This is a genomic window from Anoxybacillus sp. MB8, from assembly GCF_011006755.1.
Taxonomy (GTDB): Bacteria; Bacillota; Bacilli; order Bacillales; family Anoxybacillaceae; genus Anoxybacillus; species Anoxybacillus gonensis.
Map to the genome: position 1 here is coordinate 16,585 of NZ_RXXX01000038.1, position 11,375 is coordinate 27,959.

General features: G+C 44.8%; 16 protein-coding genes. All 16 read right to left on the reverse strand.

The window, feature by feature from the left end; all coding sequences use genetic code 11:
- Positions 1-38 precede the first annotated feature (38 nt).
- Entirely contained in the window at positions 39-653 is a 615-nt protein-coding gene (gene hisIE, locus EKC99_RS12125) for a bifunctional phosphoribosyl-AMP cyclohydrolase/phosphoribosyl-ATP diphosphatase HisIE (RefSeq protein ID WP_009362300.1), read from the reverse strand.
- Complete coding sequence (gene hisF, locus EKC99_RS12130) at positions 650-1,408, reverse strand: imidazole glycerol phosphate synthase subunit HisF (protein ID WP_019417460.1); 759 nt, start codon at positions 1,406-1,408, stop codon at positions 650-652. Before hisF ends, hisIE begins: the two co-directional genes overlap by 4 nt.
- Positions 1,405-2,133 carry a 1-(5-phosphoribosyl)-5-[(5-phosphoribosylamino)methylideneamino]imidazole-4-carboxamide isomerase gene (hisA, locus tag EKC99_RS12135; protein WP_019417461.1) on the reverse strand — a complete coding sequence of 243 codons (729 nt, stop codon included), beginning with the start codon at positions 2,131-2,133 and terminating at the stop codon, positions 1,405-1,407. The genes hisF and hisA overlap by 4 nt, the downstream gene beginning before the upstream one ends.
- A complete protein-coding gene (hisH, locus tag EKC99_RS12140; RefSeq protein ID WP_019417462.1) occupies positions 2,133-2,765 on the reverse strand; it encodes an imidazole glycerol phosphate synthase subunit HisH in 633 nt (210 codons plus the stop codon). The genes hisA and hisH overlap by 1 nt, the downstream gene beginning before the upstream one ends.
- Positions 2,766-3,353 carry an imidazoleglycerol-phosphate dehydratase HisB gene (gene hisB / locus EKC99_RS12145; protein ID WP_019417463.1) on the reverse strand — a complete coding sequence of 196 codons (588 nt, stop codon included), beginning with the start codon at positions 3,351-3,353 and terminating at the stop codon, positions 2,766-2,768.
- Positions 3,350-4,627 (reverse strand): histidinol dehydrogenase, encoded by a 1,278-nt coding sequence (gene hisD / locus EKC99_RS12150; protein ID WP_019417464.1) that lies wholly within the window; start codon positions 4,625-4,627, stop codon positions 3,350-3,352. The genes hisB and hisD overlap by 4 nt, the downstream gene beginning before the upstream one ends.
- Complete coding sequence (hisG, locus tag EKC99_RS12155; RefSeq protein ID WP_163152073.1) at positions 4,617-5,258, reverse strand: ATP phosphoribosyltransferase; 642 nt, start codon at positions 5,256-5,258, stop codon at positions 4,617-4,619. Before hisG ends, hisD begins: the two co-directional genes overlap by 11 nt.
- Positions 5,258-6,436 carry an ATP phosphoribosyltransferase regulatory subunit gene (locus EKC99_RS12160; RefSeq protein WP_163152063.1) on the reverse strand — a complete coding sequence of 393 codons (1,179 nt, stop codon included), beginning with the start codon at positions 6,434-6,436 and terminating at the stop codon, positions 5,258-5,260. Before EKC99_RS12160 ends, hisG begins: the two co-directional genes overlap by 1 nt.
- A gap of 156 nt (positions 6,437-6,592) precedes the next feature.
- Positions 6,593-7,081: an acyltransferase gene (locus EKC99_RS12165; protein WP_163152065.1), complete on the reverse strand. Its 489-nt coding sequence runs from the start codon at positions 7,079-7,081 to the stop codon at positions 6,593-6,595.
- On the reverse strand, positions 7,068-7,724 hold the full coding sequence (gene ppaX / locus EKC99_RS12170) for a pyrophosphatase PpaX (RefSeq protein ID WP_163152067.1): 657 nt from the start codon (positions 7,722-7,724) through the stop codon (positions 7,068-7,070). Before ppaX ends, EKC99_RS12165 begins: the two co-directional genes overlap by 14 nt.
- Entirely contained in the window at positions 7,714-8,649 is a 936-nt protein-coding gene (locus EKC99_RS12175) for a nucleoside recognition domain-containing protein (protein ID WP_009362310.1), read from the reverse strand. Before EKC99_RS12175 ends, ppaX begins: the two co-directional genes overlap by 11 nt.
- Positions 8,650-8,670: 21 nt before the next feature.
- A complete protein-coding gene (gene lgt, locus EKC99_RS12180) occupies positions 8,671-9,480 on the reverse strand; it encodes a prolipoprotein diacylglyceryl transferase (protein WP_163152069.1) in 810 nt (269 codons plus the stop codon).
- A gap of 14 nt (positions 9,481-9,494) precedes the next feature.
- On the reverse strand, positions 9,495-10,430 hold the full coding sequence (gene hprK, locus EKC99_RS12185; protein WP_009362312.1) for an HPr(Ser) kinase/phosphatase: 936 nt from the start codon (positions 10,428-10,430) through the stop codon (positions 9,495-9,497).
- 79 nt (positions 10,431-10,509) lie between these two features.
- A complete protein-coding gene (locus EKC99_RS12190; protein ID WP_009362313.1) occupies positions 10,510-10,854 on the reverse strand; it encodes a phage holin family protein in 345 nt (114 codons plus the stop codon).
- Positions 10,851-11,024, reverse strand: coding sequence for a PspC domain-containing protein (locus EKC99_RS16140; protein WP_483296100.1), 174 nt, complete (start codon positions 11,022-11,024; stop codon positions 10,851-10,853). Before EKC99_RS16140 ends, EKC99_RS12190 begins: the two co-directional genes overlap by 4 nt.
- A 20-nt stretch (positions 11,025-11,044) precedes the next feature.
- Positions 11,045-11,375 (reverse strand): zinc ribbon domain-containing protein (locus tag EKC99_RS12200; protein WP_163152071.1); only part of this gene is annotated, 331 nt, incomplete at its 5' end.

Consider the following 11,375-nt stretch of genomic DNA (forward strand, 5'->3'; position numbering starts at 1 on the left):
ATTTTCGCTTCAGAACAACATGGATGGGGAAAAAAGGATCAGCGATGACGCTCCGCTAATACAGAAAGCACATCATCGAGCGATACGCGCTGCTCACGCAACAAAACGAGCAAATGATATAATAAATCGGCTACTTCCCATCGCAGTTCTTCTTTTGAACGATTTTTTGCTGCAATAATGACTTCTGCGGATTCTTCTCCAACTTTTTTTGCGATCTTATCAATTCCCTTTTCAAATAAATATGTTGTATACGATCCTTCTGGACGTTTCGCTTCACGCTCCGCAATGACCGATTCTAACACATTTAGCACCGCAAAACGATCTGGTTTAACAACAGGTTTTTCACCTTGCAACCGATGATGAAAACAAGAGTACTCTCCTGTGTGGCATGCCGGTCCTTTCGGCTCAACAAGAATAAGAAGCGCATCTGCATCACAGTCGTAGCGAATATCAACAACTTTTTGTACGTTTCCGGACGTTTCTCCTTTATGCCATAACTCTTGCCGCGAGCGGCTATAAAACCATGTTTCTTTCGTTTCTAACGTTTTTTGTAACGATTGCTCGTTCATATATGCTAATGTCAACACTTCTTTACTATGTGCATCTTGTACGATTGCCGGCACAAGCCCTTGCTCATTAAATCGAATATTCATCGAACGTTTACCCCCTGTTCGCGCACGTATTGTTTCACTTGCTGGACAGACGTTTCTTTATAATGAAAAATCGAAGCAGCTAATGCGGCATCCGCTTGAGCCGTTTGAAACACATCGACAAAATGTTGAGCGCACCCTGCCCCTCCCGATGCAATAACAGGGACGGATACCGCTTCACTTACTCGTTTCGTCAACGCCAAATCAAAGCCGTCTTTTCCGCCATCGCGATCCATGCTTGTTAATAAAATTTCTCCTGCTCCGCGCTTCACAGCTTCTTTCGCCCATGCCACGACTTCCCAATCCGTCGGACGTCGACCGCCGTGCGTATAAACACGCCACGATTGCATCGTTGGATCGTACTTTGCGTCAATCGCCACAACAATACATTGCGAACCAAAAAATTGTGCCCCTTCTGTAATAAGCTCTGGACGCAACAATGCCGATGTATTGACAGACACTTTGTCCGCACCCGCACGCAAAATCGTTTTCATATCTTCTAATGTGCGAATGCCGCCTCCGACAGTAAACGGGATCGCAAGCTGAGCAGCAACGCGCCGAACGACGTCTACCATCGTTTTTCGTCCTTCATGTGATGCGGAAATATCTAAAAACACAAGCTCGTCCGCCCCTTGTTCATCGTATATGCGCGCAAGCTCAACCGGATCGCCCGCATCGCGCAACGAAACAAATTGTACACCTTTTACGACGCGACCATCTTTCACATCTAAACAAGGGATAATGCGTTTTGTAATCATTTCTCCACCGCCTTTAACGCCTCAGCGACGGTAAACTGATTTGTATATAACGCTTTGCCGACAATTGCTCCACATACTCCGTCGTTTTCGAATTGTTTTAAAGCGCGTAAATCATCAAGCGAGCGAATGCCTCCGGAGGCGATAACACGTTTGTTCGTTTCTTTCGCTAATCGAACGACCGCATCGATATTTGGCCCTGATAACATGCCGTCTGTCGCAATATCCGTAAAAATAAATGTTTCCGCTCCAGCTTCCGCAAGCTGTTTGCCAAGTTCAACCGCTTCGATCGTTGATGTATGCGTCCATCCTTCTGTCGCAACAAACCCATTTTTCGCATCAATGCCGATGACAATGCGCTCACCATATGTGCGAAGCATCGCTTTCACAAACGGAGGATTGGAAATGGCTGCGCTCCCTAAAATGACACGCGCCACACCTTGCTCTAAATAATAGGCAACATCTTCTTCCGTGCGAATGCCACCACCAATTTGAACGTTTACTCCAAGCGTCTTTGCTACTTCAACGACGAACGCATCGTTCACTCGTCTTCCTTCTTTTGCTCCATCTAAATCGACCATATGAATCCATGTCGCACCTTGCGAAACAAACGAACGAGCCATTTCAACCGGGGAATGTCCGTATACTGTTTCTTGATTGTAATCTCCTTGTATAAGACGAACGCACTTTCCGTTGCGCATATCGATCGCTGGATAAATGGTAAACATTAGCCCCTCTCCCTTTCTACAATCCTCGCATAGTTTTGCAATAGACGCATACCGAGTGTTCCGCTTTTCTCGGGATGAAATTGTGTACCAAATATTGTGCCACGTCCAACAACCGCAGGAACTTCCACATCATATTGGGCGCTAGCTAGCACAACCGTTGGTTCATTCGTTTGCACATAATACGAATGAACGAAATATACATGCCCTCGGTCAACACCATCAAAGAGCGGAGATGGTTGATGAAAAATGAGCTCGTTCCATCCCATATGTGGTACTTTATATCGTTTTCCCTCTTTTGTCATACCGCTAAAACGAACGACGCGGCCTGGAAGCAACTTTAACCCAGACGTCAAACCGTTTTCTTCGCTTTCTTCAAACAATAGTTGCATCCCTAAGCAAATGCCGAGAATCGGCTTTCCTTTTGCTACTTGTTCATGAATAAATGAGTCTAGCTTCGTTTCCGTCAATATGTGCATCGCATCTTTAAATGATCCAACGCCCGGTAAAATGAAGCCATCTGCTTGGCGCAGTTTATCTTGATCACTTTCAACAATATACGGCACGTTTAGCCGTTCTAACGCTTTACTGACACTATATAAATTTCCCATTCCATAATCAATGATGCCGATCATTTACAACATCCCTTTCGTCGACGGTACCGATTTCACGCGCGGATCGATCATCGTTGCCTCATCGAGCGCACGAGCGAGCGCTTTAAATACTGCTTCAATCATATGGTGCGTATTGCGACCGTAATGGATGATGACATGTACATTCATTCGTGCTTCTAGTGCGAGTTTCCATAAAAATTCGTGCACGAGTTCGACATCAAACGTCCCTACTTTTTCACTCGGAAACTGGCCGCGAAACTCAAGATGTGGACGATTGCTTACATCAATCACGACTTGGGCAAGCGCATCGTCCATCGGAACAAAGGCATTTCCGTATCGTTTGATCCCTTTTTTATCACCGAGCGCTTCTCGAATCGCTTGCCCTAAACAAATGCCAATATCTTCTGTCGTATGATGATCGTCAATGTGCGTATCCCCTTTTGCGTGAACAAATAAATTAAAATGTCCATGTTTTGTAAACAAATCAAGCATATGTGTTAAAAACGGAACCCCTGTTTCTAACTCCGCCTTTCCTTCCCCATCAATCGTAAACGAAAGCTCAATTTGTGTTTCATTCGTCACCCGTTTGATTGTCGCTGTTCGCATCATTTTTCTCTCCTTTTCAATCGTTCCTCTACTGCTCGCGCATGTGCTTCAAGCCCTTCTAGCCGCGCAAATGCTGCAATTTTTCCCACATGTTGTTTCCATGCTTGCTCGCTATAAAAAACGATGCTTGACTTTTTCATAAATGCGTCGACTGTTAGCCCAGAAGAAAAACGAGCGGTACCATTTGTCGGTAATACATGATTCGTTCCCGCAAAATAATCTCCAACCGGTTCAGAGCTGTACGGACCTAAAAATATCGCACCTGCATGTCGAATGTCACTTAATAGCTCAAACGGCTCGGCCGTCATAATTTCTAAATGTTCTGGCGCTAATTCGTTCACAACGTCAATCGCTTGTTTCATCGTATCGGTCACATAAATGACACCATAATCGCGGATCGCTTTTTGTGCGATGTTTTTTCGCGGGAGGGTAGCTAATTGCTTTTCGACTTCTTCTTCTACTTTTAACGCAAGCTGTAAAGACGGTGTAACAAATATGCTAACCGCTCGTTCATCATGTTCCGCCTGCGATAATAAATCCGCCGCAATTTCATTCGGCTTTGCCGTCTCATCCGCTAGCACAACAATTTCGCTCGGTCCCGCAATCATATCAATATCGACTTGACCGAACACTTCTCGTTTTGCGAGTGCGACATAAATGTTTCCAGGTCCAAAAATTTTATCGACTGGCTCAATCGTCTCCGTGCCGTACGCTAATGCAGCAATCGCTTGAGCGCCGCCAACTTTATATATTTCTTGAACACCAAGCTCACATGCCGCAACAAGTACAGCAGCCGGCAACGTTCCACGCTCATTTGGCGGGGAAACGATGACGATGCGCTTTACTCCAGCCACTTGCGCAGGAATGACATTCATCAATACCGATGACGGATAAGCTGCTGTTCCACCCGGCACATATAAACCGACCGCATCAAGAGGCGTCACTTTTTGGCCAAGAATCGTTCCATCTTCGCGCGTCATAAACCATGACGTCGCGCGTTGCCGCTCGTGATATTCGCGAATGTTTTGTGCCGCTTCGCGAATAATATGAACCATTTCTTCGTCAATGAGCCAATACGCTTCTTCAATTTCTTCTTGCGTAACCGCTAGCGTATGAAGTGAAATGCCATCAAACATTTCCGTATATTTTTTTAACGCGGCATCTCCGTTATTTCGCACATCCTCAATCATTCGTTTCACCGCTTGTCTTTGTTCTTCCGTTCCGCTTTCAATCGTCCGCCGAAGCGAGACCGTCCCTTGCACACGTTCAATTCTCATTGCTCTCCCTCGCTTTCTCGATCGCATATGTTAAACGATCAACCATATGTTCAATCGCTCGATCTTGCATGCGATAACTCACTGGATTCACAATAAAACGCGACGTCACATGAACAATTCTTTCAAGCTCAACGAGCCCGTTTTCTTTTAACGTTCGCCCTGTCGAAACAATGTCGACAATTCGTTCCGCTAAACCGATCAGCGGTGCTAATTCCACTGACCCATTCAGTTTAATAATTTCAACTTGCTCCCCTTGTTCACGAAAATATGTCGATGCAATATTTGGATACTTTGTTGCGACTCTTGGGGCGATCGGGTGAACGCGCGTATTCGGCAACCCTGCTACCGCCAAATAACAAGGACTAATGCGCAAATCTAACATTTCATACACATCTCGCTCTTCCTCAAGAAGCACATCTTTCCCAGCAATGCCGACATCGGCAACCCCGTGTTCAACATATGTTACTACGTCCATCGGCTTCGCTAAAATAAAGCGTAGCTGTTCGTTAGGGACGTCAATCATCAATTTTCGTGAATGTTCTAAGTCATCAGGAATGTCGTAGCCCGCTTGTTTTAACAATTCGAGCGCCTCCGTAAAAATACGTCCTTTTGGCATGGCAACCGTCAGCATCATCGTTCATCCTTTCCGCGTTTCCCTAGTACATACACCACGTCGTTAAACGATGCAGTAAATCGATCCATATTTTGAATGCCTGCGACGTGCTGCAATACGACGTTTTCTCCTTTTTGTCTCATTTCTGTCGCTTTCGCATACGCCTCAGCGAACCGTTCTTGACTAAAAATGATGCACGTCGTTTTTTCTGTACGGCGTTGCTCCCCAATCGCTTCCATCAAACGATCGAGCCGCACGCTAAAGCCCGTCGCAGGGGATGGGCGATGAAATTTTGCTAGTAATTCATCGTATCGTCCACCATTTCCAAGCAAAAATCCAACGTTTTTTGCGTACACTTCAAAAAGAACGCCGGTATAGTAGCTCATATGACTCACTAAGCTCATATCTAATTTCACCATATCCGTCACGCCATATTGGTCAACATACGTCCATAATTGTTCTAATTCATCAAGAGCGCGCTGCTCTGCCTCTGTCGTTGCATACGTTTTTGCTTCTGCAATGACTTCCTCTCCACCCCTTAATGTTAAAAGGCGTAAAAGGCGGTCGCGATCAATCGAAGAAAGCGACAATGACTTGACATGTTCTCGGTAACCGACGTAATTTTTTTCATATAAAAAGCGGCGCAACGTTTCTACTCGTTGTTCTTGACGCAAAACATCAAAAAATAACGCATCAACATAACCAATATGACCAATCGTTACCGTAAAATCACATAGTCCGGCCCGCTTTAACGCAAAAATCATTAAACTAATCACTTCTGCATCAGCATACATCGTGCCGTCTCCAATGTATTCCACTCCCACTTGTTCAAACTCTGCCGGTCGCCCTCCTTCCCGCTGTTGAGCGCGAAACACATTTGCCGCATACGCTAAACGGAGCGGACAACCTTCTTCGTATAGCTTCGAGGCCGCTAAACGAGCAATAGGAGCAGTCATATCTGGGCGCAACACGAGCGTATGTCCTTCACGATCAAGCAACTTAAATAGTTGCTGATCTAAAATGGCCGATGCCTTCCCGACCGTTTCATCATATTCTAACGTTGGCGTTTCAATAAATGAATATCCCCACGTTTCGATTTCTTCCATCATCGCTTCGCGCAACGCACGTTTTGTTTTATATACATCCGGCAACGTATCCCGCATGCCGAGCGGCTTTTCAAACATAAATACTCTCATTTTCGTCCCGTCCTTCTTTCACTTTAGTTCGCTAATATATTAGCAAAGTAAAGCTTGTTATTTGTAGTTTACTCCCCGTTTTTCGTTTCGTCAACTACAAACTCATTCGATGTTTTTCGACTTGAATCCTTTCTATTTATAAAATAAAAAAACGCCTTAGCGTTCGCTAAGACGAATGATTTGCATCGGATTGCCGCCAACAAATGCGCCGGCTGGCACATCGCGATGTACGAGCGTACCTGCAGAAACAACGGCACGATCCCCGATCGTGACACCCGGCAAAATGGTTGTATTCGCTCCAATCATGACATCGTTGCCGATGATGACGTCTCCAAGCCGATACTCGTTCACTAAATATTCATGTGCTAAAATCGTCGTATTATAGCCAATAATGGTGTTATTGCCGATGCGAATTTTTTCTGGGAACAAAATATCTGGCATCACCATGAACGCGAGCGCCGTATGTTCGCCGATTTTCATGCGTAAAAACGTGCGATACAACCAATTTTTCAGCGGGAAAAAAGGGGTATACCGCCCGATGAAAATGATGATGACATTTTTCAATACTTTCCAAAATGAAACGGTTCGATATAGTTGCCATAAAGAGTTTGTCCCTTGTACAGCATGGCGTTCAGTTTTTCTCAACGCCAGTCACCCCTAAAATACTTAACAAATCGCTCATTTTCTCAAGCATAAAATCCGGCTCGTATTTAGCTAAATGCTCGCGTCCTTTAATCGTCCAAGCCACCCCTGCCGTTTTTGTCCCCGCATGTTTTCCTGCTAAAATGTCATGGTGATTATCCCCAACCATTAACGTTTCCTCCGGCTTCGCTTGCAAACAAGCGAGCGCTTTTTCAATCGGTTCCGGATGCGGCTTCGCATGCTCAACATCATCGAGCGTAATGATGCATTGGAAAAACGAGTCTAACTTCGTTAACTTCAATCCCATATTGACCGTATGACGAATTTTCGTCGTCACAATGCCGAGTTTAAACCCTTGTTCGTGTAACGTTTGTACCGTATCATATACCGTTTCATATTCTTTCACTAACGCATCATGATGGGCATGGTTAAATGCCCGATACGTTTCAATCATTTCATCGACGCGCTCCGGATTGATCGCTTCAAACGTATCACGCAATGGCGGACCAATAAAAGCGAGCACATCTTCGCGCGTATATTGATTTGGATAGTACTGGTTGAGCGTATGCAAAAATGATTCAATAATTAAGTCATTCGTATTAATAAGCGTTCCATCTAAGTCAAACAAAATCGTATTAATATTCATACGTTGCTTCCTTTCTTTTTCGATGTTCCATGCGATTCCAAATGAAACTGAGCGTAGCCGTCAATAAAATAGCTGTGACAAGCCGAATGATAAGAAGCGGCCAGACGGGAATACCAAGCGGCACAAACAATAGCGTATCTTCTACAACCGCATGGCACGCCACTAAAAATAAAAATGTTAACGTTAAATCTTTTTTAGACACCCCATCTTCTTTCACCGCTTGAATCATCACGCCCGCACCATAAGCGAGCCCAAACAATAAACCTGCCGCCATCGTCAGCGATGCATTTTCGCGAATGCCGAGTAAGCGCGCAAACGGGGATAACCATTTCGAAAACGTATCCAGCCACTTTAATTCTTTTAACACTTGAATGGCAATCATCAACGGAATAATGATTAACGCAAGCTGTCCAATGCCGTATAACGCTTTTTCGATTCCTGTCCAAGCGATTTCCCCCCACGTATTCGGCGTTGTTGAAGCCTGCGGTACAAGTCCGTATTTCGCCATTTGTTGCCCGCCATCCCAAAAGACGTGAATGAGCCAAGCCGCACTAAACGCTAACCCGACGCGAACCGCAACCGTCCACCAAACACGAACACCGACTTGCGCGGCAACGGCAGACTCAACGAGCATATTGTGCGAAAACGACAACATAACAGCTAAAATAAACACTTCTTTCACTGTCAAATCCATCGTTAACATCGCACCGATGCCAGCGTATAAATTTAAAAAATTGCCGAGCACTAAAACGAGCGCGGCATCCCCCGGCAAACCGATCCAACGCATCATTGGCGTCAAACCGTTTGTCACCCAAGGCAAAACGGGGGAATATTGTAGCAACGTCACAATGACGGTAATCGGAAAAATGACTTTTCCGAGCGTCCATGTCGTCTTCAATCCAACAAACAAACCCCTTCGCAACATGACCGCCTTCCCTCCCTTCGTTTAATCGTTATACCGCTCGTTTGCTAAGCCGCGCATGCGGCGCAAAACGATCATTCCAACCGCAAAGGCAATAAGCAACAATGAAATAAACTGCGCCATACGAATCGTTTCCGTCAACATTAAGCTATCTGTGCGCAATCCTTCAATGAAAAAGCGCCCGATTGAATACCAAATGATGTACGTGAAAAATAACTCTCCCCGCCTTAAATTTCTTCTCCGCAACGCAAGCAAAACGAGAAAGCCGAGCATGTTCCATAATGATTCATATAAAAACGTCGGATGGTAATATTGCCCTTGTATGTACATTTGATTAATGATCCAGTCCGGCAAATGCAAACTTTCTAAAAACGCACGCGACACAGGGCCTCCGTGCGCCTCTTGGTTCATAAAGTTGCCCCAACGCCCGATCGCCTGCCCTAAAATAATGCTCGGCGCTGCAATATCAGCTAATTTCCAAAACGACAATTTTCGCTTTTTCGCAAAAATGACGCCTGTCACAATCGCACCAATTAAACCGCCATGAATGGCCAAGCCACCGTGCCAAATTTGCGGAATTTCACTTATATGTTTGGAATAGTAGTCCCATTGAAAAATAACGTAATACGCACGTGCACATAAAATCGCAATCGGCACAGCAATTAATACTAGATCAACGAACGTTTCTTTTCGTATACCTAGCCGTTCGCTTTCTCGCGTAGCTAGCCAAAGCCCAAGCAATACGCCCGTCGCAATAATGACACCGTACCAATAAATTGTAATTGGACCGAGCTGGAAAAAAACGCGATCGAGCGGTTCAATATGCATGAACATTCCCTCTCATCCTCTCATTCATAATCATGTTCCGCATCGCCAATCGCATCTGCCAAGCGTGCAGAAAATTCTTCCGCCGCATTCACGCCCATACGTTTTAGACGGAAATTCATCGCTGCCACTTCAATAATGACCGCTAAATTTCGTCCCGGACGAACAGGGATCGTCAATTTCGTCACTTCCGTATCAATAATTTTTACCTTTTCTTCTTCAAGACCGAGACGATCGTATTGTTTGTTTGGATCCCATAATTCTAAATCAATGACAAGCGAAATGCGCTTATGCGGGCGCACCGCTCCTGCCCCAAACAACGTCATGACGTTAATGATGCCAAGTCCGCGAATTTCAAGTAAATGTTCAATCAGCTCCGGAGCGCTTCCAATCAATAAGTTTTCATCTTCTTGACGAATTTCGACGCAATCATCCGCCACGAGACGATGTCCACGCTTCACGAGCTCTAGCGCCGTTTCACTTTTTCCGACACCGCTTTTTCCTGTAATGAGTACACCGACACCGTACACATCGACAAGCACACCGTGGACAGCCGTCGTCGGCGCTAGCTTACTTTCTAAATAGTTTGTCAGACGGCTAGCGAGTCGCGTCGTTTTCATCGTCGAACGCATCACCGGCACTTCTTTTTTTTCCGATGCTTCAATCAGTTCTTTTGGTACCTCTAATCCGCGTGAGACGATAATCGCAGGAGTAATATCGGTACATAACTTTTCCATGCGCAATCGCTTTTCTACAGGTGTTAATCGTTCAAAAAAAGACAGTTCTGTCATGCCAAGCAATTGTACACGTTCCGCTGGATAATATGCAAAATAGCCGGCCATTTCAATGCCCGGACGAGATAAATCACTCGTTGTAATCGGACGATGAATCCCTTCCGCCCCGCTTACAAGCTCAAATTGAAACTCATCAATTAAATCTTTTGTCCGCACTTTCGGCATATGAATCCCTCCTTCTTCCTTTTCTCATTGTAACACTTTCAAGGAAAAATAAAAACGCTCACGCACGAAGCGGAACGTTTTACTTTTCTTTTCGCACCGACTCAATAATTAAGTGAAATAGAGAAATAGCAAGCGATGCAAATAATGCGGTACGAAACCCACCAATTTGAAACGAACTTCCCATCAGCCATGCCGTCATCGCTAATGTCATTGCGTTAATGACGAACAAAAACAGCCCGAACGTCAATACAGTGACAGGAAGCGTTAGTAAAACAAGTAGCGGTCGAACGAACGTATTGAGAAAAGACAAAAGAACACTTGCAACGAGCGCTGCCCCAACGCTTGATAAATAAATGGAGTCAAAATATCCGGCTAGCGCCAGCAATAAAACAGCGTTGATTGCGATATGTGCCACCCATCTCATACAACGTTCTCCTCACTCGGAATAATTAACAATGCAAGCGCATATAAAATCGCAAACGGCATGATGCCGGTAATCAATAATAAAGCGACAAACAATAAACGAACGACAGTTGCATCCAGGTTATCAATTTTATTAAAATCATAAAATAATGATAAAGATTTTAATAAAATTGTTTATCCGTCCACGTCGTTTAAGCGACATGTACTCGGATCGGGTGTAACCCCACACCCGCTATCCCATTGGCAAACGCCTTTGGGAATACTTTTCTCATAATGTTGTATGCTCCATTGACATCTGCGTGGATAAGCGTTCCGTTTTCAGATTGAAACAGCCCACGCTTGATTCGTTTTCCTTTGTATTGTTTTTGTTTCTTCATTTCTTCCATGTCTAAAAAACTGCATTTGGATGTATAGCTTTCTTCTGTCACGACGACGCGAATGCCATGCTGTTTTGCTTTGTACTGCAACTGATGAAGAAACGTTTGATACGGAATGTGAACGAACGCTTGATTTGTGCGCTTT

Excerpts from the sequence above, each read along its gene's own strand:
- hisIE (WP_009362300.1), bottom strand. The coding sequence starts at position 653 with ATGAATATTCGATTTAATGAGCAAGGGCTTGTGCCGGCAATCGTACAA.
- hisF (WP_019417460.1), bottom strand. The coding sequence starts at position 1,408 with ATGATTACAAAACGCATTATCCCTTGTTTAGATGTGAAAGATGGTCGC.
- hisA (WP_019417461.1), bottom strand. The coding sequence starts at position 2,133 with ATGTTTACCATTTATCCAGCGATCGATATGCGCAACGGAAAGTGCGTT.
- hisH (WP_019417462.1), bottom strand. The coding sequence starts at position 2,765 with ATGATCGGCATCATTGATTATGGAATGGGAAATTTATATAGTGTCAGT.
- hisB (WP_019417463.1), bottom strand. The coding sequence starts at position 3,353 with ATGATGCGAACAGCGACAATCAAACGGGTGACGAATGAAACACAAATT.
- hisD (WP_019417464.1), bottom strand. The coding sequence starts at position 4,627 with ATGAGAATTGAACGTGTGCAAGGGACGGTCTCGCTTCGGCGGACGATT.
- hisG (WP_163152073.1), bottom strand. The coding sequence starts at position 5,258 with ATGCTGACGGTTGCCATGCCAAAAGGACGTATTTTTACGGAGGCGCTC.
- EKC99_RS12160 (WP_163152063.1), bottom strand. The coding sequence starts at position 6,436 with ATGAGAGTATTTATGTTTGAAAAGCCGCTCGGCATGCGGGATACGTTG.
- ppaX (WP_163152067.1), bottom strand. The coding sequence starts at position 7,724 with ATGAATATTAATACGATTTTGTTTGACTTAGATGGAACGCTTATTAAT.
- EKC99_RS12175 (WP_009362310.1), bottom strand. The coding sequence starts at position 8,649 with ATGTTGCGAAGGGGTTTGTTTGTTGGATTGAAGACGACATGGACGCTC.
- lgt (WP_163152069.1), bottom strand. The coding sequence starts at position 9,480 with ATGTTCATGCATATTGAACCGCTCGATCGCGTTTTTTTCCAGCTCGGT.
- hprK (WP_009362312.1), bottom strand. The coding sequence starts at position 10,430 with ATGCCGAAAGTGCGGACAAAAGATTTAATTGATGAGTTTCAATTTGAG.
- EKC99_RS12190 (WP_009362313.1), bottom strand. The coding sequence starts at position 10,854 with ATGAGATGGGTGGCACATATCGCAATCAACGCTGTTTTATTGCTGGCG.